Source organism: Caballeronia arationis, assembly GCF_001544975.2.
Classification (GTDB): domain Bacteria; phylum Pseudomonadota; class Gammaproteobacteria; order Burkholderiales; family Burkholderiaceae; genus Caballeronia; species Caballeronia arationis.
Genome location: NZ_FCOG02000010.1, coordinates 96,081 through 117,516, shown reverse-complemented (window position 1 = coordinate 117,516; position 21,436 = coordinate 96,081). Strand labels below are relative to the sequence as shown.

The following is a 21,436-nucleotide window of genomic DNA, read 5'->3' as shown; positions in this document are numbered from 1 at the left end:
ATGAACTTCCAGCAACTGCGCTTCGTGCGCGAGGCGGTGCGCCAGAACATGAACCTGACCGAGGTCGCCAATGTGCTCTACACGTCGCAGTCGGGCGTGTCGAAGCAGATCAAGGATCTCGAGGACGAACTCGGCGTCGATATCTTCATCCGGCGCGGCAAGCGGCTGACGGGGCTCACCGAGCCGGGCAAGGCGGTGCATCAGCTGATCGAGCGGATGCTGCTCGATGCCGAGAACCTGCGACGCGTCGCGCGCCAGTTCGCGGATCAGGACAACGGGCATCTGGTCGTCGCGACCACGCACACGCAGGCGCGCTACGCCTTGCCGAAGGTGATCCGGCAGTTCACCGAGGTCTTCCCGAAGGTGCATCTCGCACTGCGCCAGGGCAGCCCGCAGCAGATCGCGCAAATGATCATCAATGGCGAAGCGGACATCGGCATCTCGACCGAGGCGCTCGACCGCTATCCCGACATCGTCACGTTTCCGTGCTATTCGTGGCATCACGTGGTGGTCGTGCCGAAGGATCATCCGCTCGTCGGGCGCGAGAACATCACGCTGGAGGAGATCGCCGAGTATCCGATCGTCACTTACGACAACGACTTCACCGGCCGCTCGCACGTCGACCAGGCGTTCGCCAAGGCGGGCGCGATGCCCGACGTGGTGCTGACGGCAATCGATGCCGATGTCATCAAGACCTATGTGGAACTCGGGATGGGGATCGGGATCGTCGCGGCGATGGCCTACGACGCGAAGCGCGATACCGAACTCGTCGCGCTCGACACGCAGCATCTGTTCGAAGCCAGCACGACGCGGGTCGGATTGAGGAAGGGCGCTTTTCTGCGCGCATATGCGTACCGGTTGATCGAGATGTTCGCGCCACAACTGGACGAAGCTGAAATCGCCAGCCAGTTGCGGGAAGTGGCCTGAAGGCCGGTGGCGCCTGTGTAAAATCGCGGCATGACTACCTCGAACAACACCCTGCCGCGTATCGCCGTGCTGGCGACCGGCGGCACCATCGCGGGCCAGGCAGGCGATGCGTCGAAAACCGCGGGCTATAAAGCGGGCGTCGTCGGCGTGGACAAGCTGCTGGAAGCCGTCCCCGCGCTCTCGCAAGTTGCGCGCATCCACGCGGAGCAGGTTGCGAGCATCGACAGCAAGGACATGAGCATCGCCCTGTGGGTGACGCTTGCGGCGCGCATCAACGAGCTGCTTGCAAACGACGACATCGATGGTGTCGTCGTCACGCATGGCACCGACACGCTCGAGGAAACCGCCTACCTGCTGCATCTGACGGTCAAGAGCGACAAACCCGTCGTGCTGACCGCCGCGATGCGCCCGTCGAGCGCTCTCTCCGCCGATGGACCCCTGAACCTCCTGAACGCCGTGACGGTGGCCGCGCACGCGAGCGCGGCGAAGCAGGGCGTACTCGTCGCGTTCAACAACCAGATCCATTGCGCGCGCGATGTCACCAAGACCAGCACCTACGCCGTCGATGCGTTCCGCTCGCCGGAAATCGGCGCGCTCGGCTGGGTGCAGGACGGGCGCGTCGAGTTTCAGCGCGCGGCCTTGCGCCGCCATACATCGCAAAGCCAGTTCGATCTGAGTAACGCGCTGCCTGCGGTCGAGATCGTCGCGAGCTACGCGGGCGCTTCGCGTGCGGCAATCGACGCGTTCGTCGCGACGGGCGTCAGGGGCTTGGTGATCGCGGGAACGGGCAACGGCTCGATCCACGCGAGCCTGGCGCAGGCGCTCGCGGACGCAGCGAAGAAGGGCGTCGCGGTGGTGCGTTCGTCGCGTGTCGGCTCCGGGCACGTGATGCGCAACGGCGCGGCCTCCGACGATGCGCTCGGCTCGGTGAGCGCCGGCACGCTCAATCCGTACAAGGCGCGCGTGCTGCTGATGCTCGCGCTTGCGGCGGGCATCGCCGACCCCGCTGCAATCCAGCAGCTATTCGATACATACTGATGCGAATGGACGAAAAAAACGCGAACCCAGGTTCGCGTTTTTTTACCGGAAGGTTCTTTCAGGCAGCGGCAGGGATGCGCAATACCTGTCCCGGATAGATCTTGTCCGGGCTCTTCAGCATCGGCTTGTTCGCCTCGAAGATGAGGTCGTTCTTCGCGCCGCTGCCGTAGTACTTCTCGGCGATCTTCCACAGGTTGTCGCCCGACACCACTGTATGGAATTGCGATTCGGGCGCCGGATTCGGCACCGTCAGCTTGTCGTCGACCTTGTCGACGTGTTGCACGTTGCCGGCCGCGACCAGGATCTTTTCCCTGGTCGCCTGATCGGCCGCTTCGCCCGATACCGTCACCGTATGCGACGCGCCATCGTACGCGACCTGCAGGTTGTCGGCGTTCAGGCCCTGCGAGCGGATGTAGGTGGCGATCGCGTCGCCGGCCTTCTTGTTGAGTTCCGCGACATCGACGGGAGCGGCGGCGGGCGCAGCCGCAGCCGGCGTGGACACCGCCCCGAACAGCTTCTCGCCCGCTTCCTTGATAAAACTGAGAATACCCATTGTTCAACTCCTTAAGTGACGACATTAACCACGGTTGGACCGCTCGCGAAGTCTAGGCAAATTAGTCGCGCGTGCCACCAGATAGTTCTGAGAATCGTCAGCAGGAGTCGTGAAAACAAAAAAGCTGACGCGGCCGCAGCGAAAAGGTGACATGCGTGTGACATGCACCTGACGCAACGACCGGGCCAGCCCGGTTCAAGCAAGAAACTTCGAAGCAAAGAATCCGACGCGGACACCCGACGAAACCGTCTGACCGACCAAGGCTTCCCCGGCGCCGCCGGGTGCCGCTCTCGGACCCCACTTGCCGCTCTCAGCCCAGAGCGGCAGTTGTCCCGCGTGCCCATACGCGGGACGCCCCACGGTCAGGCTGCCTTCGCCGCTTCCGCCGGCTCTTCGGCCACCTTATGATTCGACATGATTTCGAGCGCACGCACCATTGCGGAGTGGTCCCATGCCTTGCCGCCATTCGACGCGCATACGCTGAACAATTGCTGCGCGCTCGCGGTGTGCGGCAGGGCGAGGCCCATCTTGCGTGCACCATCGAGTGCGAGATTCAGGTCCTTCTGGTGCAGCTCGATCCGGAAGCCCGGATTGAACGTGCGCTTGGTCATGCGCTCGCCGTGCACTTCCAGAATCCGCGATGATGCGAAACCGCCCATCAGTGCCTTGCGCACGCGCTCCGGATCGGCGCCCGAACGCGACGCGAACAGCAGCGCCTCGGCAACGGCCTCGATGTTGAGCGCCACGATGATCTGGTTCGCGACCTTGCAAGTCTGGCCCGCACCGTTGTCGCCAATCAGCGAAACGTTCTTGCCCATCAAATCGAACAGCGGCTTGGCGATATCGAACGAGCGCTGCGGGCCGCCGACCATGATCGTGAGCGTCGCTTCGCGTGCGCCGACTTCGCCGCCCGATACCGGCGCATCGAGGTAGTCGCAGCCGAGCGCGTTGATCTTCTTCGCGAACTCTTGCGTGTCGAGCGGCGAGATCGAGCTCATGTCGATGACCAGCTTACCTTTCGAGAGACCCTTCGCGACGCCGTCGTCACTAAAGAGCACCGCGGCGACGTCAGGCGTATCCGGCACCATCGTGATGACGATGTCGCTCGTCAGCGCGACGGCGGTGGAATCGGGCACCACGCTCGTTTGCGCGCGGATGTCGTCCGGCACCGGGAACTTGCCGTTCACGACCAGCTTGTGCCCGCCCTTCAGAAGGTTGCGTGCCATGTGCGCGCCCATGATGCCGAGGCCGATGAATCCGATTGTTGCCATTCTTCAATATCTCCGTGATGTCTTAAGCAGCAGCGCGCGCGTTGCTCGATGCGGGCCAGCCCGCGATTTCCTCAAGCCAGCCAAGGCCTTCGGTGGTGCTCGTTCGCGGCTTGTATTCACAGCCGATCCAGCCGTCGTAGCCGATCTCGTCGAGCAGGGCGAAGAGGAACGCGTAGTTGATTTCGCCCGTGCCCGGTTCGTTGCGGCCGGGGTTGTCGGCGAGCTGGACATGCGCGATCGACGGCAGGTTCTTCCTGATCGTCGCGGCCAGTTCGCCTTCCATGCGCTGCATGTGATAGATGTCGTATTGCAGGAACAGGTTGTCCGAACCGACCGCGCGGATCACGTCGAGGCCTTCGGCCGAGCGGTTCAGCGCGAAGCCGGGGATGTCGTAGGAGTTGCACGGCTCGACCAGGAGCCGGATGCCTTCCTTCTTCAGCGCCGACGCGGCGAATCCGAGGTTCTCGATGATCGTCGCGCGCGCCTGCTCGCGGCTCACGCCTGCCGTCGGAATGCCGACGAGGCAGTTCAGTTGCGGCACCTTCAGCGCCTTCGCATACTCGATTGCGCGTCCGACACCTTCGCGGAACTCGGCGACACGGTCCGGCAGGCACGCGATGCCGCGCTCGCCGGCTTCCCAGTTGCCCGCGGGCAGGTTGTGCAGCACGAGCTTCAGGTTGTTGTCGGCGAGACGGCTTTGCAGGTCGCTGATCGAATATGGATACGGGAACAGGAACTCGACCGCTTCGAAACCCGCGTCCGCCGCCGCAGCGAAGCGGTCGAGGAACGGGACTTCGTTGAACAGCATGGTCAGGTTCGCAGCGAATTTCGGCATGTTTTGTCTTCCTGATGGTCGGTCAGTGGTTGTTGCAGCCGGCGCGTGGAACGGCGCCGGCGCGTGCTTCAGTCTTCAGTCGAGCGGCGTGATCGCCGTGGGTGCGTCTTCCTTCTTCTCGGCGAGTTCCTCGAACTCGTTGATCGCGTCGATCTCGGTGCCCATCGAGATGTTGGTCACGCGCTCGAGGATCATCTCGACCACGACCGGCACCTGGTGTTCGTTCATCAGCGCCTGAGCCTGCTTGAGCGCCGGTGCGATGTCTTCCGGCTTGAACACGCGGATCGCCTTGCAGCCGAGACCTTCGGCCACCGCGACGTGGTCGACGCCGTAGCCGTCGAGTTCAGGCGCGTTGATGTTGTCGAACGCGAGCTGCACGCAGTAGTCCATCTCGAAGCCGCGCTGCGCCTGGCGGATCAACCCGAGATACGAGTTGTTCACGACCACGTGGATGTACGGCAGCTTGAACTGCGCCCCCACGGCCAGTTCCTCGATCATGAACTGGAAGTCGTAGTCGCCCGAGAGTGCGACGATCGGACGCTGCGGATCGGCTGCACGCACGCCGAGCGCTGCCGGAATCGTCCAGCCGAGCGGGCCGGCCTGGCCGCAGTTGATCCAGTTGCGCGCCTTGAACACGTGCAGGAACTGGGCGCCGGCGATCTGCGAAAGACCGATCGTCGTGACGAAGCACGTGTCGCGGCCGAACACCTGGTTCATCTCCTCGTAGACTCGCTGCGGCTTCATCGGCACGTTCTCGAAGTGAGTCTTGCGCAGCATCGTGCCCTTGCGCTGCTGGCAGTCGCGCACCCATTCGCCGCGGTCTTTCAGCTTGCCCGCGGCCTTCCATTCCTTCGCCACTTCCACGAAGAGTTCGAGCGCGAACTTCGCATCCGACACGATGCCGAGATCCGGGCCGAACACGCGGCCGATCTGCGTCGGTTCGATATCGACGTGCACGAACTTGCGGCCCTTCGTGTACACCTCGACGCTGCCCGTGTGACGGTTCGCCCAGCGGTTGCCGATGCCGAGCACGAAGTCGGAGGCGAGCATCGTCGCGTTGCCGTAGCGGTGCGAGGTCTGGAGGCCGCACATGCCGGCCATCAGCGGATGGTCGTCGGGGATCGCGCCCCACGACATCAGCGTCGGGATCACGGGCACGCCGAGCGTTTCGGCGAATTCGACGAGCAGGTCTTCAGCCACTGCGTTCAGCACGCCGCCACCCGAGACGATCAGGGGCTTGTCGGCGTCGTTCAACATCGTCAGAGCTTTTTCGACCTGAGCGCGCGTTGCCTTCGGCTTGTAGATCGGCAGCGGCTCGTAGGTGTCGATGTCGAATTCGATCTCGGCCATCTGCACGTCGATCGGCAAGTCGACCAGCACCGGGCCCGGACGGCCCGAGCGCATCAGGTGGAACGCCTGCTGGAAAACGCGCGGCACGAGCGCCGGCTCGCGCACCGTGACGGCCCATTTCGTGACGGGCTTCGCGATCGATTCGATGTCGACGGCCTGGAAGTCTTCCTTGTAGAGACGAGCGCGCGGCGCCTGGCCGGTGATCGCGAGGATCGGGATCGAATCGGCCTGCGCGGAGTAGAGGCCGGTGATCATGTCGGTGCCGGCAGGGCCCGACGTCCCGATACACACGCCGATGTTGCCCGGTGCGGCTCGCGTATAGCCTTCGGCCATGTGCGACGCACCTTCGACGTGACGAGCCAGCACATGGCTGATGCTGCCCGCTTTGCGCAGCGCCGAGTAGAACGGGTTGATCGCTGCGCCCGGTACGCCGAACGCGGTGTCGATGCCTTCTTTCTCCAGCACGAGTACGGCTGCGTCGACGGCTCTCATCTTGGCCATGGTTGTCTCCTTCCTTAATCTCTTCCGATTGTTTCTGACTGCGGTTGGGCAGGGCTGAGATGGACTTTAAGCTCGCACGAAAGGTTTGATAAGATCAGCTCAGGTCGCTTTCTTCGAAACAAAAAGTATGGAATCGCGCTGACCCGCGATCAGGAGACGGAAGATGGACCGCTTCAAGCAGATAGAGACCTTCGTGCGCGTCGCGGAGGCGGGCAGCCTCGCGGCGGCGGCGCTGGAGGAGGGCGTGTCGCCGGTGATTCTCGGGCGGCGCATCGACGCGCTGGAGAAGCGCCTAGGCGTCAAGCTGATGTACCGGTCGACGCGGCGGCTCGTCGTCAGCGAGGATGGCGCCGCGTTTCTCGACCGCTGCCGCCATCTCCTGACGGAATGGGATCAGGCGGAAAACGAACTCACCGCTGGGCGGCGCGCGGTAAACGGGCATCTGATCGTGTCGGCGCCGGCCGCGTTCGGACGGATGCATGTCGCGCCGCACGCGCCGGCCTTCATCGCCGACAAGCCCGAATTGCAGATGTCGTTCAACCTGACCGACCGTGTCGTCGATCTGGTGCGCGAGGGCTACGATTTGTCCATCCGCATCGGCGGAGCGGTCGATCCGAACTTCGTCGCGGTGAAGCTGGCGAACAACCGGCGCGTGGTGTGCGGCACGCCTGCGTACTTCAAGAAGCACGGCAAGCCGAAATCGCTCGACGACCTGCCCGGTCACAACTGTCTCGCGTTCAACCTGCAGGGCGGACAGAACCGCGGCTGGTATTTCCGGCGCAACGGCAAGCTCGCGACCGTGCGGGTGTCGGGCAATCTCGATTGCAACGACGGAGAATTGCTGCACCGGTGGATGTCCGAAGGACTCGGGCTCGGCTGGCGCTCGACGTGGGAAATCCAGCGGCAACTGGCGGCGGGCGAGCTGGAAACCGTCCTCGACGAATACGCGTTGCCGGACTACGACATCCTCGCCGTCTATCCGCAGCAGCGCTACATTCCGGCGAAAGTGCGCTACTTCATTGATTATCTTAAGGAAATCTACTCGCAGCCCGATTACTGGAGCCGCGCGCCGTGATTTCCATGCGCTCGGCTGCACCGCGCGATCTAAAGGCTTGAAAAGACAGTAGAAGTAAATCGCGAAATGTCCTTCGAGCTTGCGCGCGGGGCGGCCGCCAGTTACAATCTTGGGCTTCTCACTTGCCGCACCGGTCCGACGCCCGGGTGGCTTCAATCCACAAGTCAGCACAAGGAGTGAATATGCGTCATTACGAAATCGTATTTATCGTGCATCCCGATCAGAGCGAGCAAGTGCCCGCCATGATCGAGCGCTACAAGGGCACGATCGCGTCGCACGGTGGCCAGATCCACCGTATCGAAGACTGGGGCCGTCGCCAACTGGCCTACATGATCGAGAAACTCGCGAAGGCTCACTACGTCTGCATGAACATCGAGTGCGACCAGGCAACGCTCGAAGAACTCGAACACGCGTTCAAGTTCAACGACGCCGTCCTGCGCCACCTGATCGTCAAGATGAAGAAGGCCGAAACCGGCCCGTCGCCGATGATGAAGGAAGTGCAGCGCGAAGAAGCCAAGAAGGCGGCCTCGCAGCCGTCCGAAGCGCAGGCTTAAGACGATTCGATTCGTCAGCCACCAGGATCCAAGTGAATCGGCTGCAACTGACAGCGAGCGTCGTGGAGCGCGAACCGGTGCGGTACACACCCGCCGGCGTTCCGATAGCAAGCTGCACGTTGCATCACCAAACGGAAGTCGTCGAAGCGGGCGTTCCCCGTCAGATCGAACTGACGATGCCGGCGGTAGCCGCCGGTGAGGTGAGCGGCAGGCTCGAAAGCTGTCAGATGGGCGCGGAAACGCGCTTCACCGGCTTTCTGGCAAAAAAGAGCCGCAACGCACGAACCCTGGTGTTTCACATCACAGAAGTACAGGACATTGGAAAGGACTGAACATGCCCCGCCCGACTGGTAAGAAATTCGACAAGCGTCGTCAGCAACAAAACCCGCTCTTCAAGCGCAAGAAGTTCTGCCGTTTCACGGCCGCCAGCGTCGATTACATCGACTACAAGGACACGGAAACGCTGAAGGACTTCATTGGCGAAAACGGCAAGATCACGCCGGCACGCCTGACGGGTACGAAGGCCCACTATCAGCGTCAGCTCGACACGGCTATCAAGCGTGCGCGTTTCCTCGCGCTGCTGCCGTACACCGACCTGCACAAGGCCTAATCGGACGACGTAAAAAGGAACAAGCCAAATGCAAATCATTCTTTTGGAAAAAGTCGTCAACCTGGGCAACCTGGGCGACATCGTCAAGGTCAAGGACGGTTACGCACGTAACTTCCTGATTCCGGGCAAGAAGGCCCGCCGTGCAACGAAGGACGCAATCGCCGAATTCGAAGTCCGCCGCGCCGAGCTGGAAAAGGTCGCCGCTGAAAAGCTGACCGCCGCGCAAGCACAAGGCGAAAAGCTGAACGGCTCGACCGTGCAGATCTCGCAGAAGGCCGGTGTCGACGGCCGCCTGTTCGGTTCGGTCACGAACGCGGACATCGCCGACGCGCTGAAGAAGCAAGGCTTCGCCGAAGTCGAAAAGGCGCAGGTTCGCATGCCGGAAGGCCCGCTGAAGATGGTCGGCGACCACGCGGTGCAAGTCGCGCTGCACACGGACGTCGTTGTCGACGTCACGGTGTCGGTGCTGGGCGAGCACGCCTAAAGGCCGCGAGCGCCAGCACTGGCGCTCGTCGCGAAAAGCAGGAAAAGAAGGGCAGGAACCGCGCGCGGTTCCTGCCTTTTTTGTTGGCCGCAGCCGGCCATTTCATCGATAATTCCACCCCATGAACGCTCCGTCGAAAGATCCGCAACTCGATGCGCTGAAAGTCCCGCCGCATTCGATCGAAGCCGAACAGTCCGTGATCGGTGGCCTGCTGCTGGACAACGCTGCCTGGGACCGTATCGCCGATGTCATGTCGCATGGCGATTTCTATCGCTACGACCATCGGATCATTTACGAACACATCGGGAGGCTGATCGCCGCAACGCGTCCCGCCGACGTGATCACCGTGCACGAAGCGCTTGCCTCGTCAGGCAAGGCGGACGAAGTGGGCGGCCTCGCGTACCTGAACGCGCTTGCGCAGAACACGCCGAGCGCCGCGAACATCCGGCGTTACGCCGAGATCGTGCGCGACCGTGCGGTGTTGCGGCGGCTCGTCTCGGTGGCCGACGAAATTTCCGCCGACGCCTTCAATCCGCAAGGCAAGGAAGTGCGCCAACTGCTCGACGAAGCCGAGGCGAAAGTGTTCTCGATCGCCGAGGACGGCGCGCGCGGCACGCAGGGCTTTCTCGAGATCGGGCCGCTCCTGACGCAGGTCGTCGAGCGCATCGACACGCTCTATCACACGGCCAATCCGAGCGACGTCACCGGCACGCCGACCGGCTTCGTCGACCTCGATCGCATGACCTCGGGCATGCACGGCGGCGAACTGATCATCGTGGCGGGTCGGCCTTCGATGGGCAAGACCGCGTTCTCGATGAACGTCGGCGAATACGTGGCCGTCGAGTACGGACTGCCGGTCGCAGTGTTCTCGATGGAAATGCCGGGCACCCAGCTCACGATGCGTATGCTCGGCTCGGTCGGCCGTCTCGACCAGCACCGCATGCGCACCGGGCGTCTGACCGACGAAGACTGGCCGAAGCTCACGCACGCGGTGCAGAAAATGAGCGAGGCGCAGCTTTTCATCGACGAAACCGGCGGCCTCAATCCGATGGAACTGCGTTCGCGCGCGCGGCGTCTCGCGCGGCAGTGCGGCAAGCTCGGTCTCATCATCATCGACTATTTGCAGCTGATGAGCGGTTCGGGCAACAGCGGCGAAAACCGCGCGACCGAAATCTCGGAAATCTCGCGCTCGCTCAAGAGCCTCGCGAAGGAACTCGACGTGCCGGTGATCGCGCTTTCGCAGCTGAATCGCGGACTCGAACAGCGTCCGAACAAGCGCCCGATCATGTCGGACCTGCGCGAATCGGGCGCCATCGAGCAGGACGCGGACGTGATCCTCTTCATCTATCGCGACGAAGTCTACAATCCGGACAGCCCCGACAAGGGCACGGCGGAAATCATCATCGGCAAGCAGCGTAACGGTCCGATCGGGCCGGTGCGCCTGACCTTCCACGGCCAGTACACCAAGTTCGACAACTTTGCCGGCGCACAGAATTTCTACGGCAGCGAGTAAAAAGGCCGCTCGTTGCGTCAATCGGCCGCCATCGTGCGGTCTTCATGCCATAACTGCGACAGCCGGCGCGGATGCACCGGCTGTCTCGCAAAGGTACAATATGACGGTTTGATGTCAGCCATCGTATTGACCCATCTATCGGGATTTTCATGTTCGGTCGTTTCATGCCCACCGAGGGCAAATTCTTCGAAATCTTCAACGCGCACGCGAAGTGCATCGTCGATGCGAGCCGCGAGCTCGAACTGCTGATCGACAACCTCGACGACGCGGAGATCCACAAGCAGAACGTTCAGACGAACGAAAAACGCGCGGACAAGCTCACGCACGAAACCATCGACCTGCTGCACAAGACGTTCATCACGCCGCTTGATCGCGACGAGATCCACAAGCTGATCACGACGATGGACGACATCCTCGACCTGATGGAAGACGTCGCCACCGCCATCTTCCTGTACGACGTGCGCCAGGTGACCTCCGAGGCAAGCCAGCTCGCGCACATTTGCACGGCTACGTCGATCCGGGTGCAGAAGGCCGTGGAACTGCTCGCCGACATGAAGCGCGCAAGCGAGATCCTGAAGATCACCGAGGAAATCGACCGCCTGGAATCGGATGCCGACCGCGTGCTGCGCTCGGCAATGTCGAAGCTCTTCCGCGAGGAAGACGACGTGAAGACGCTCATCAAGCTGAAGGCGATCTACGAGCTGCTGGAGACGATCACCGACAAGTGCGAAGACGTCGCGAACATCATCGAAGGCATCGTGCTGGAAAACGCCTGAAGCCGGAACGCGGCGCCGCGGCCGCGCGGGTATCCTCTGCGCGGCTGGCGTGAAGCTGCAATCCGCCGCAAACAGCGTCAAAAAAACGGGTTAAACAACCACCACCGATGCATTCGATTCAACTCGCAATCTGGGCAGTCGCCACGCTCGTTCTCGTCGCACTCGTGTTCGACTTCATGAACGGCTTTCACGACGCCGCCAACTCCATCGCCACGGTCGTCTCGACCGGCGTGCTCAAGCCGCAACAGGCGGTCGCGTTCGCCGCCGCATTCAACGTCATCGCTTATTTCATCTTCCACCTGAAGGTGGCGGCCACGGTCGGGAAGGGCACGATCGATCCGAATATCGTCGACCATTACGTGATCTTCGGCGCGCTCGTCGGCGCGATCGGCTGGAACATCGTCACGTGGCATTACGGCATTCCGTCGAGTTCGTCGCATGCACTGATCGGCGGTCTCGTCGGCGCGGCGCTGGCGAAATCGGGCTGGAGTTCGCTCAACGTCGACGGCCTCCTCAAAACCGTTTCGTTCATCTTCATCTCGCCGCTGCTCGGCTTCGTGCTGGGCTCGTTCTTCATGCTGCTCGTGTCGTGGATGTATTTCCGCACACCGCCCTCGCGCGTCGACCGGCGATTCCGGCGCCTGCAGCTCGTCTCGGCGGGACTGTATTCGCTCGGCCACGGCGGCAACGACGCGCAGAAGACCATCGGCATCATCTGGATGCTGCTGATCGCAACCGGCTACGCGTCGGCGAGCTCGGATGCGCCTCCCGTGTGGGTAATCGGCGGCTGTTATCTGTCGATGGGGCTCGGCACGCTCTTCGGCGGCTGGCGGATCGTGCGTACGATGGGCCAGAAGATCACGAAGCTGAAGCCGGTCGGCGGCTTCTGCGCGGAAACGGGCGGGGCGATCACGCTGTTCGTCGCCTCGTTCCTCGGCATTCCGGTGTCGACGACGCACACGATTACCGGCGCGATCGTCGGCGTCGGCGCGACGCAGAAGTTCAGCGCGGTGCGCTGGGGTGTCGCGGGCAACATCGTGTGGGCCTGGATTCTGACGATTCCCGCCTCGGCCGCGCTCGCGGCCGCTGGCTGGTGGTTCGGCCACCACTTCCTTTGACGGCTTCCTGCCTTTGACGGAGCAAGCGCCTGCGCCGCTCAGATGAGCGGCGCAGAGACTCCGTCCATCGGGATGATCGCGCCCGATACATAACTCGCGCGGCGGCTCGCCAGAAAGAGCGCGACGTCGGCGATTTCCTCCGGTTTTGCATAGCGCCCGAGCGGCACGTTCGCCTGACTGCGCTCAAGCGCCTCGTCGCGCGTGATGCCCTGTTGCTGCGCCTCGAGCGCGAGCGCTTCCTCGACGCGTTCGGTCAGCGTAGCACCCGGATTGATCGCGTTGATGCGGATGCCGAGCTTCGCATAGTGGTGCGCGAGGCCGACTGTCGCGAGCATCAGCGCAGCGTTTGCCGCGCCGCCCGCGATATGGATGTCGCTCGCGATCTTGCCGCCCATCCCGATGATATTGACGATGACCCCCGGTTCCGCCTTCGGGTTCGCCCGCGCGCGCTCGGCCATCTGCTTCAGCACGGCCTGCTGCGGATAGACGTAGGAGAAATATTTGGCGTCCATCGCCGCCTTGAACGCGGCGGCATCGAGCGTGTCGGGGTCGTAGCGCTTCGCCGCGCCCGCGCTGTTGATGAGGATGTCGATGGGACCGAGCGCGCCGGTCGCTTCCTCGACGATATCCTGCGCGCTGTGCGCTTCGTGGAGGTCGGCGCGGGCGAGATGCACGTGATGGCCCTCGTTGGCCAGTTGCTCGCGGGCGCGGGCGAGGTTGGCCGCATCGCGCGACACGATCGCGACTTTGGCGCCTTCGTTCGCGAATGCGCGTGCGCAAGCGAAACCGATTCCCTTGCTGCCGCCCGTAATCAGGACGACCTTGCCGGCAAGTCCCAGGTCCATGACGTTGCGCTCCTATCTAGCCGAGATAATCGGACACGATAGCAGAGACGCGCGGACAAAGGTTAGTCGCTGCCGGTGGCGAAGCGGGCGATCGGATCGTCGGCGGGAGGCGTGCTCGGACGCGGTGCAGCAAGCGTGCCGGTCGATGCGCGCATCACGCGAGCGGGCGGTTCGGCGGGCGATACCGCGCCGGCGGCCCCCGCCTGTCGCTGCGCTGCCGCGAGTGCCGATGGCGGCGGTTCGAACTGGTCGGCGGCACTCGCGCCTTGCGGCTGCGCGCGTGGATCGACTGTGGCGCCTGCCATGCGGGCTTGCGATTGCACCGCGGACGGCTCGAAACGATCCGAAGGCGCAGCGTGGGTGGCATTCACCACGCGCGTTTGCGCCGGCGCTTCCGTCCGATCGACAACCGTGGCTGAAGGCGCGGCATTCCCCGGCGACGCGAGATAAGTCGGCCCGTCGAACGGTGTTGGCGTGGACTTCGGCGGCGCGACGCGCCGGATTCCATCGAAGCGCTTCGCCCAGTACGGATTCGTCAGGTAGTCGAGCCGCACGGTGCCGCCCGTCGACGGCGCGTTCACGAATCGCAGCTTGCCGACATAGATGCCCACATGCGAATGCGGCCGTCCGGTCGTGTTGAAGAAGATCAGGTCGCCGGGCGCGACTTCGTCCGGCTCGACCGATTCGCCGCGGCTGCTCATGTCGGCGGTCGTGCGGGGCAGGTTCACCGACGCCGCCCGGTCCACTACATACCGCACGAGCCCGCTGCAATCGAAGCCGGCGTCGGGCGTATTCCCGCCCCAGCGATACGGAACGCCCACGAGCGACATCGCCTGAATCGAAATCTCTTCGCGCCCGACGCTGTGATCGACGAAATTGGGGAAACCGGAGGGTGTGGGGAAGGTACGGCTGGCGGTCGAACTGGAGGCGGGTTTGCGCGATACGTTCTGCGGCGCGCTGCCACAGGCGGCGAGCAGAATCGTAACGAGCAGCGAGAACCAGAATCGACGCATTTCAGAGGGACGAGCGCAGGGCAGTCTGCCGATACTAGCCCGCCGCACGGGGCTCCAGCAAGTTTTCCTGATGTTTTACATGAAGAATGCGCGCCAAGTGTTGCGCGTCCAGGACGAACCCCAAAGAAAAACGGCCCGGCGGAAAGCTGCCGGGCCGTTTGAAACCGCGTCGTAACGCCTTACAGGATGTCGGACGCGTAGTCCGCTAGCCGCGAGCGCTCGCCGCGCGCGAGCGTCACGTGACCGCTGTGCGTCCAGCCCTTGAAGCGGTCGACCACGTAGGTGAGCCCCGAACTGCCCTCGGTCAGATAAGGCGTGTCGATCTGCGCGATGTTGCCGAGACAGATGATCTTCGTGCCCGGACCCGCGCGGGTGACGAGCGTCTTCATCTGCTTGGGCGTCAGGTTCTGCGCTTCGTCGATGATCACGTATTTGTCGACGAACGTCCGGCCGCGCATGAAGTTCATGCTCTTCACCTTCAGGCGCGAGCGGATCAGTTCCTGCGTCGCTGCACGGCCCCATTCGCCGGCGGCGTCGTCGGTTTTCTGCAGTACTTCGAGGTTGTCGTCGAACGCGCCCATCCACGGCTGCATCTTCTCTTCCTCGGTGCCCGGCAGAAAGCCGATGTCCTCGCCGACCGGAACCGTCGCGCGCGTTACGATGATCTCGTTGTAGCGCTTGTCGTCAAGCACCTGCGCGAGGCCGGCGGCGAGCGCCATCAGCGTCTTGCCGGTACCCGCCTGGCCGAGCAGCGTGACGAAATCGACTTCCGGGTTCATCAGCAGGTTCAGCGCGAAATTCTGCTCGCGATTGCGCGCCGTGATGCCCCACACATTGTTCTTGTGATGGCCGTAGTCGCGCAGCGTCTGCAGGAGCGCCGTCTTGCCGTTGAGTTCGCGCACAACCGCATGGAACGACGGCTCGCCATTCTGCGGCTCCAGATAAACAAACTCGTTGACGAGCATCGATGCGCAGAGCGGCCCCGTCACGCGGTAATACGTCGTGCCGGTCTTGGTGTCCTGCCAGCTTTCCATGCCCTTCGCGTGCTTGGTCCAGAAGTCCTGGGGCAGCGCTCGCACGCCGGAATAGAGCAGGTCCTTGTCTTCGAGAACCTGGTCGTTGAAGTAATCCTCGGCGGGCAGGCCCAGCGCATGCGCCTTGATGCGCATGTTGATGTCCTTCGACACCAGCACGACCTGACGGTCCTCGCGCTCTTTCTGCAGCGCGCGCACGACGCCGAGGATCTGGTTGTCCGCCTTGCCGACGGGCAGGCCTTCGACCGGCTCGATATGCGTGAGGGTCGTCTGGAAGTAGAGGCGGCCAAGTGCGTCGCGATTGCCCTGCGACGACAGCGGCAGCCCCGCCGACATCTCGCCGACATGCGCGACGAGCGCATCCAGCGTGCGGCTCACCTGCCGCGCATTGCGCGCGACTTCGGACATGCCCTTCTTGTGGTTGTCGAGTTCCTCGAGCGTCATCATCGGCAGATAGACGTCGTGTTCCTCGAAGCGGAAGAGCGAACTCGGATCGTGCATCAGCACGTTGGTGTCGAGCACGAAGAGCTTGCGCATCTCCACTTCCGGCTGGCCGCGCTGACGGCGCTTGTTCTGCGCGCGCGACTCGGCGACGGCTGCAGGCGCTGCCGGCGCGGATGTTTCGCCACGCGCTTCGCCGCGTGCTTCGCGCGCGACGGGCTTGACGACTTCGTCTTCATCGACGCTCGGCGCCGGTGCCGGCTGCAACAGGGCTGCGGTCTGTTTCGAGCGACGGCTGCGCGCGGCGGGCGCTGGCGTCTCCGTCTTGGCCGCGGCGGGCGCGGCCTTGGCGCGCGCGATCGTCTCGCTCGCTACGGCGTGCAGCGCGCTCGCCGCGTTCGCGGCGGGCCGGGCGCTGCCGACGGCAGCCGAGCCGTACTCGGCGACCTCGGGTTCATCGCCTTCCTGCTTCTTCGACTGTTTCGCAGGCCGGGCTTTGGCTTTGTATTCTTCAGACGGCAGGAGGTTGCCGAGCTTGGCGGGGGCGGTAGGCAAAGGCATGGTTTCCCTCGAAAGGAATCGGGTCGTGTATCGTGCGCCGCCTGTCGCATCCTGCTGGTAAGCCGTAGTACGGATCGTGCAGTTTGCGCCCGGAGACGCGCTTCGTTGTCGAAAACGCCGGTTCGCCTAGGTTTCGATCGGCTCCTTGGAGGTTGCTTGAGAAACTGACGTCACGAGCCGGGCGCCGGAGGCGTGGCGTATTCGCGACGCAAACAAAAAAGCCGCCGTCCCGATGATGGGAAACAGCGGCTCGACATCGATCAAGAGGCGCCTCACGCTCTCCTTCGCCACGTAGCCCGGGTCCATGCCGACCGCGCTGAAAGGCGCGTGGTGGCGGGCGCTACGGCAGGAGGAATGGGGTGGACAGGCGCTCATTGAGAACCAATATAACCGGCCTCAAAGCGCTTGTACAGCGTCCACAATGGCTTCGACGTGCCCGGGCACTTTCACCCCGCGAAACTCGTGGCGCAGCACGCCGTCGGCGTCGACGAGGAAGGTCGAACGTTCGATGCCGCGTACTTCCTTGCCATACATTTTCTTCATTTTGATGACGCCGAAGAGCGCGCAGATCGCTTCGTCGGCATCCGACACCAGCGCGTACGGCAGTTCGAGCTTCGCCTTGAAGTTGTCGTGCGACTTGAGGCTGTCGCGCGAAATGCCGACCACTTCGGCGCCTGCCGCCTGGAATTGCGGATACAGGTCGCGGAACTGCAGGCTTTCCGTCGTGCAGCCGGGCGTGTTGTCCTTGGGATAGAAAAAGAGGACGACCTTTTTGCCACGCAGGCTGGAAAGCGTAAAAACACCTGCCGTCGAGGGCGCGGTGAAATCGGGGACGGGCTGGTCGACTGCAATCGGCACGAACGTTTCTCCTGTTGTTGTGGGGTGCCTGAAGCCGGGTTGACCGGATTCAAGGCCAAGCGAGGGGCGAGCGGCGCCCGATGACGCCACCGCAAAGGCCGACTTTCAGCCCGGCTGGACGATCAGTTCGCCCGCGCGGCCCGGAATTTCGCCCCACGTCACAGGGTACGTGGGCAGTGTCGAGCGGTCTAGCGTCGCGTGATAGTCGCCCATCGTCGCGAAGCCGTGTCCCTGCGCCCGCCAGCCGGCGAGCAGTTGATCGAAGACGGGCGCGAGCTTCTGCCCTTCGAGTTCCGCATGCAGCGTGAAAACCTGATCGTGCGGATTGTTCGCCGTATGGCGCAGCAGATGGGCCGCGACATTGCCGACGTCGATGCCGTCGACGCCCAGTACTTCGTCGAGCGTCGGGAGCGTGGTCGGCATCTGGATGTGCCTGAGCGTGCGGCCGTCCAGCACGGGGATATACGGCGTGTGTCCACGGCCGTCGGAAGCATACTGCATGCCCCACGCGTCGATCTGCTCGAACGCGTGGCCGTTCATCTGCCAGCCGGCCGCGCCGTGCGTGACGGGCGGCGCACCGAATATCTCGATGAAGCGCGCATGGCTCTGCTGCATCTGCGCGACGGTCCACGCGCGGTCGCGCGCACGCACGTTATCCTGCCAATAGACGTGGTCCCACGTGTGGATGCCGCATTCGAAGCCGGCTTCGTGGATCGCGCGCATCTCGGCGACGGCATGCCGCCCGATATCGGGTCCGGGCAGCAGCACGCCGTACATCAGCGTCTTGACGCCGTAATGCTCGACGACCGACGTGCGCGACACCTTCTTCAGGAACCCTGGCCGGAACACGCGCCGCAGCGCCCAGCCGGTGTGATCCGGCCCGAGGCTGAAAAGAAACGTGGCGCGGGCGCTGTACTTGTCGAGCAGGCGCGCGAGATTGGGCACGCCTTCACGCGTGCCGCGCAGCGTGTCGACGTCGATCTTCAGGACGATCCGGGCCACGCGTGAGCCTCAGCCTTCGACCAGCTTGCGGGCGTCGCCGACGTGGCCGCGATACGCCTCGTAAATCTTGCGCAGTGCATCGTCCATCGTGGCGAGCGGCTTCCAGTCGAGTTCCTGCATCGTGTTGTCGATCTTCGGGACGCGGTTCTGCACGTCCTGGTAGCCCGTGCCGTAATAAGCGCCCGACGAGGTCTCGACGAGTTGCACGTCCTTGGCGCTCTGCGCGTATTCCGGAATCTCGTTCGCGAGCTTGAGCATCTTGTGCGCAAGTTCGCGCACAGAGAAGTTGTTCGCCGGATTGCCGATGTTGTAGATCTTGCCCGTCGCGATGCCGTCCTTGTTCTCGATGATCTTCATCAGCGCGCCGATGCCGTCGTCGATATCGGTGAACGCGCGTTTCTGCGCTCCGCCGTCGACCAGGCTGATGTTCTCGCCGCGCACGATGTGGCCGAGAAACTGCGTGACCACGCGCGAGCTGCCTTCCTTCGGCGTGTAGATGGAGTCGAGGCCCGGGCCGATCCAGTTGAACGGACGGAACAGGGTGAAGTTCAGCCCTTCCATGCCGTAGCCCCAGATCACGCGATCCATCAGCTGCTTCGAGCACGCGTAGATCCAGCGCGGCTTGTTGATCGGGCCATACGACAGCAGCGACTCTTCCGGGTCGAACTGCTCGTCGGTGCACATGCCATAGACTTCCGAGGTCGACGGAAACACCAGGTGCTTGCCGTACTTCACGGCCGAACGCACGATCGGCAGGTTCGCCTCGAAGTCGAGTTCGAACACGCGCAGCGGCTGCTTCACGTAGGTCGCGGGCGTGGCGATCGCGACGAGCGGCAGGATCACGTCGCACTTCTTCACGTGATACTCGACCCACTCCTTGTTGATCGTGATGTCGCCTTCGAAGAAGTGCATCCGCTCGTGATTCGTGAGGTCGCCGAGGCGGTCGGTTTGCATGTCCATCCCGAAGACTTCCCAGTCGGTCGTTTCGAGGATGCGCTTGGACAGGTGATGGCCGATGAAGCCGTTGACACCCAGGATCAGGACTTTTTTCATGAATGACGAGTGGATTGAGTGATTCGGCCGAATTCGGCGGGACTGACGACGCGTTCGCCGTCGGCTGGGTCCGCGCTGCCGGCTCGCTGCTGATGCCGCAATTCGCGGATGGCGATGACGCGGCGATCGCCGCAGACGCCAAACAGCGCATTATCCGCCACGGCAAGCCCCGCGGGCAAATTCGAGACGGTGCGTAAGCTCTCCGCGCTCAAGCCCGGCAAGCCGCTCTCGGGCACGAGCCGCGCCCGCGCGACGATGAAGCGCTCGCCGCCGATATCGGTGAACGCGCCGGGATAGGGCGGCGCGACCGCGCGGATCAGGTTGTACACGTTCTGCGCCGGCTGCGCCCAGTCGATGCGGCCGTCCTCGGGCTTGCGGCCGCCGAAGTAGCTGCCGGTGGCGAGATCGTTCGGCAGATGCGGCGCCTCGCCCACCAGCAGCGCCGGCAACGCGCGCCAGAGTGTCTGCTCGGCGGCGACAGTAGTCTTGTCGAATACCTGGGCGGCGGTGTCGTCAGGGAGGATCGGCACCGGCGTCTGCGCGACGATCGCGCCGGCGTCGGGCTTCGCCGCCATCTCGTGCAGCGTCGCGCCAGTTTCCGTTTCGCCGTTGAGCACCGCCCAGTTGGTTGGCACGCGGCCGCGATACTTCGGCAGGAGCGAACCGTGCAAGTTGTACGCGCCGCGCCTGGCGGTCGCGAGCAGGTCCACCGGCAGCATGTGCCGGTAATAGAACGAGAAGATGAAATCGGGCGCTACGGCGTTCACCGCATCGAAGACTGCGGGCGCTTTCGGATCGGCGGGCGTGATGACGTCGATGCCATGCTCCGCCGCCACCGACGCCACGCTGCCGAACCAGATGTTCTCGGTCGGGCTGTCCTCGTGCGTCACGACGAGCGCGACGTCCACGCCGCGCGCGAGCAGCACCTGCAGGCAGCGCACGCCGACATTGTGATACGCGAAGACAACGGCGCGCGGTTTCATCGTCCCTGTTCCTCGCGCTGCACGACGCCGATCGTGTGCACGGCTTCCTGCAGCGGCTTGTGGACGCTCGTATGGCCGTCGCGCTGCTCGAGGATCGTCTGTACCAGATAGCGCGGACGCGCGCGCACCTGCTGATAGATGCGGCCGATGTATTCGCCGAGCAGGCCGAGCGCGAAGATGATCACGCCGAGCATGAAGAACGTGATGGCGAAGAGGGTGAACACACCCTGGACTTCCGCGCCGAACATGAAGCGGCGAATCAACAGCAGCAGGAACAGCGCCGCCGAGCCGACCGAGAGGATCACGCCGATGAACGACAGCCATTGCAGCGGCACGACCGAGAAGCCCGTGACGAGGTCGAAGTTCAGGCGGATCAGGCTGTAGAGCGAATATTTCGACTCGCCCGCGAAGCGCTCCTCGTGCGCGACATCGACTTCGATCGGGTTCTGCGCGAACGTGTACGCCAGCGCGGGAATGAACGTGTTGATCTCGCCGCAGCGGTTGATCGTGTCGATGATGTGCCGGCTGTACGCGCGCAGCATGCAGCCCTGGTCGGTCATCTTGATGTGCGTGATGCGCTCGCGCAGGCGGTTCATCATCCGCGATGCCTTCTTGCGCCACAGGCTGTCCTGCCGCTGCTGGCGGATGGTGCCGACGTAGTCGTAGCCTTCGCGCATCTTCGTGACGAGCTTGCCGATCTCCTCGGGCGGGTTCTGCAAATCGGCGTCGAGCGTCACGACGATCTCGCCGCGCGACTGTTCGAAGCCCGCGAGAATCGCCATGTGCTGGCCGTAGTTGCCGTTGAGCAGGATCACGCGGGTCGTGTCGGGACGCACGTGGAACTGCTGCGCGAGGAGCGCCGCCGACTTGTCGCGGCTGCCGTCGTTGATGAAGATGACTTCATACGACGCATCGAGGGCATCGAGCGCCGGGTAGAGGCGCTCGAACAGCGCGGCCAGGCCCGCTTCCTCGTTGTAGACCGGGATGACGACCGAAACTTCGGGCGCCGCCGGCAGAAAATCCGTATGACTCATGTTGCGC

23 protein-coding genes are annotated in these 21,436 nt (G+C 63.6%); 10 read left to right on the top strand and 13 right to left on the bottom strand.

Translation table 11 applies throughout. From position 1 onward, the window contains the following. Together AWB81_RS08545 and AWB81_RS08540 are read left to right on the top strand one after the other, a co-directional pair. Positions 1-927 (top strand): CysB family HTH-type transcriptional regulator, encoded by a 927-nt coding sequence (locus AWB81_RS08545; protein ID WP_062634144.1) that lies wholly within the window; start codon positions 1-3, stop codon positions 925-927. 30 nt (positions 928-957) lie between these two features. Then, the gene (locus AWB81_RS08540; protein WP_062634142.1) at positions 958-1,965 is read left to right on the top strand and encodes an asparaginase; all 1,008 of its coding nucleotides are present in this window, start codon (positions 958-960) and stop codon (positions 1,963-1,965) included. A 58-nt stretch (positions 1,966-2,023) separates the two neighbouring features. Here the strand turns inward: AWB81_RS08540 and lysM are convergent, their stop codons facing one another. The 4 genes from lysM to gcl all read right to left on the bottom strand — a co-directional run bounded on the left by lysM (position 2,024) and on the right by gcl (position 6,475). Next, on the bottom strand, positions 2,024-2,518 hold the full coding sequence (gene lysM, locus AWB81_RS08535; RefSeq protein ID WP_062634140.1) for a peptidoglycan-binding protein LysM: 495 nt from the start codon (positions 2,516-2,518) through the stop codon (positions 2,024-2,026). Positions 2,519-2,880: 362 nt separating this feature from the next. Continuing rightward, entirely contained in the window at positions 2,881-3,789 is a 909-nt protein-coding gene (locus tag AWB81_RS08530) for a 2-hydroxy-3-oxopropionate reductase (RefSeq protein WP_062634138.1), read from the bottom strand. Between the two features lie 22 nt (positions 3,790-3,811). Next, complete coding sequence (gene hyi / locus AWB81_RS08525) at positions 3,812-4,624, bottom strand: hydroxypyruvate isomerase (protein WP_062634136.1); 813 nt, start codon at positions 4,622-4,624, stop codon at positions 3,812-3,814. 75 nt (positions 4,625-4,699) lie between these two features. Next, positions 4,700-6,475, bottom strand: coding sequence for a glyoxylate carboligase (gene gcl, locus AWB81_RS08520; protein WP_062634135.1), 1,776 nt, complete (start codon positions 6,473-6,475; stop codon positions 4,700-4,702). Between the two features lie 163 nt (positions 6,476-6,638). On the opposite strand from gcl, the gene AWB81_RS08515 reads away from it, so the two are divergent. The 8 genes from AWB81_RS08515 (at position 6,639) to AWB81_RS08480 (ending at position 12,605) form a co-directional block, all read left to right on the top strand. Continuing rightward, positions 6,639-7,550: a LysR family transcriptional regulator gene (locus tag AWB81_RS08515; RefSeq protein ID WP_062634133.1), complete on the top strand. Its 912-nt coding sequence runs from the start codon at positions 6,639-6,641 to the stop codon at positions 7,548-7,550. A 182-nt stretch (positions 7,551-7,732) separates the two neighbouring features. Then, entirely contained in the window at positions 7,733-8,104 is a 372-nt protein-coding gene (gene rpsF / locus AWB81_RS08510; RefSeq protein ID WP_062634132.1) for a 30S ribosomal protein S6, read from the top strand. A 32-nt stretch (positions 8,105-8,136) separates the two neighbouring features. After that, complete coding sequence (gene priB, locus AWB81_RS08505; RefSeq protein ID WP_062634130.1) at positions 8,137-8,436, top strand: primosomal replication protein N; 300 nt, start codon at positions 8,137-8,139, stop codon at positions 8,434-8,436. Positions 8,437-8,438: 2 nt separating this feature from the next. Continuing rightward, positions 8,439-8,714 carry a 30S ribosomal protein S18 gene (gene rpsR, locus AWB81_RS08500; protein ID WP_062634128.1) on the top strand — a complete coding sequence of 92 codons (276 nt, stop codon included), beginning with the start codon at positions 8,439-8,441 and terminating at the stop codon, positions 8,712-8,714. 28 nt (positions 8,715-8,742) lie between these two features. Then, positions 8,743-9,198 (top strand): 50S ribosomal protein L9, encoded by a 456-nt coding sequence (gene rplI, locus AWB81_RS08495; protein WP_062634126.1) that lies wholly within the window; start codon positions 8,743-8,745, stop codon positions 9,196-9,198. A 121-nt stretch (positions 9,199-9,319) separates the two neighbouring features. Beyond that, positions 9,320-10,711, top strand: a complete 1,392-nt coding sequence (locus AWB81_RS08490) for a replicative DNA helicase (protein WP_062634124.1) — start codon at positions 9,320-9,322, stop codon at positions 10,709-10,711. A 149-nt stretch (positions 10,712-10,860) separates the two neighbouring features. Then, positions 10,861-11,487 carry a DUF47 domain-containing protein gene (locus tag AWB81_RS08485; protein WP_062634122.1) on the top strand — a complete coding sequence of 209 codons (627 nt, stop codon included), beginning with the start codon at positions 10,861-10,863 and terminating at the stop codon, positions 11,485-11,487. Between the two features lie 107 nt (positions 11,488-11,594). Beyond that, entirely contained in the window at positions 11,595-12,605 is a 1,011-nt protein-coding gene (locus tag AWB81_RS08480) for an inorganic phosphate transporter (RefSeq protein ID WP_062634120.1), read from the top strand. Positions 12,606-12,643: 38 nt separating this feature from the next. Here AWB81_RS08480 and AWB81_RS08475 read toward each other — a convergent pair whose 3' ends face one another. The 9 genes from AWB81_RS08475 to AWB81_RS08430 form a co-directional block, all read right to left on the bottom strand. Further along, positions 12,644-13,450 (bottom strand): SDR family oxidoreductase, encoded by an 807-nt coding sequence (locus AWB81_RS08475; protein WP_062634119.1) that lies wholly within the window; start codon positions 13,448-13,450, stop codon positions 12,644-12,646. A gap of 62 nt (positions 13,451-13,512) precedes the next feature. Beyond that, positions 13,513-14,463, bottom strand: a complete 951-nt coding sequence (locus AWB81_RS08470; protein ID WP_062634118.1) for a C40 family peptidase — start codon at positions 14,461-14,463, stop codon at positions 13,513-13,515. Positions 14,464-14,642: 179 nt separating this feature from the next. Further along, positions 14,643-16,499 (bottom strand): PhoH family protein, encoded by a 1,857-nt coding sequence (locus tag AWB81_RS08465; RefSeq protein WP_062634117.1) that lies wholly within the window; start codon positions 16,497-16,499, stop codon positions 14,643-14,645. Positions 16,500-16,625: 126 nt separating this feature from the next. Beyond that, positions 16,626-16,805 carry a hypothetical protein gene (locus tag AWB81_RS08455; protein WP_062634116.1) on the bottom strand — a complete coding sequence of 60 codons (180 nt, stop codon included), beginning with the start codon at positions 16,803-16,805 and terminating at the stop codon, positions 16,626-16,628. Between the two features lie 90 nt (positions 16,806-16,895). Further along, on the bottom strand, positions 16,896-17,357 hold the full coding sequence (locus tag AWB81_RS08450; protein ID WP_062634115.1) for a peroxiredoxin: 462 nt from the start codon (positions 17,355-17,357) through the stop codon (positions 16,896-16,898). 105 nt (positions 17,358-17,462) lie between these two features. Further along, positions 17,463-18,359, bottom strand: a complete 897-nt coding sequence (locus AWB81_RS08445; protein ID WP_062634113.1) for a polysaccharide deacetylase family protein — start codon at positions 18,357-18,359, stop codon at positions 17,463-17,465. Positions 18,360-18,368: 9 nt separating this feature from the next. Continuing rightward, on the bottom strand, positions 18,369-19,412 hold the full coding sequence (locus AWB81_RS08440; RefSeq protein WP_062634111.1) for a bifunctional UDP-4-keto-pentose/UDP-xylose synthase: 1,044 nt from the start codon (positions 19,410-19,412) through the stop codon (positions 18,369-18,371). Next, positions 19,409-20,395: a formyltransferase gene (locus AWB81_RS08435; protein WP_062634109.1), complete on the bottom strand. Its 987-nt coding sequence runs from the start codon at positions 20,393-20,395 to the stop codon at positions 19,409-19,411. Before AWB81_RS08435 ends, AWB81_RS08440 begins: the two co-directional genes overlap by 4 nt. Beyond that, positions 20,392-21,429 (bottom strand): glycosyltransferase, encoded by a 1,038-nt coding sequence (locus AWB81_RS08430; RefSeq protein WP_062634107.1) that lies wholly within the window; start codon positions 21,427-21,429, stop codon positions 20,392-20,394. Before AWB81_RS08430 ends, AWB81_RS08435 begins: the two co-directional genes overlap by 4 nt. Positions 21,430-21,436: the final 7 nt, after the last annotated feature.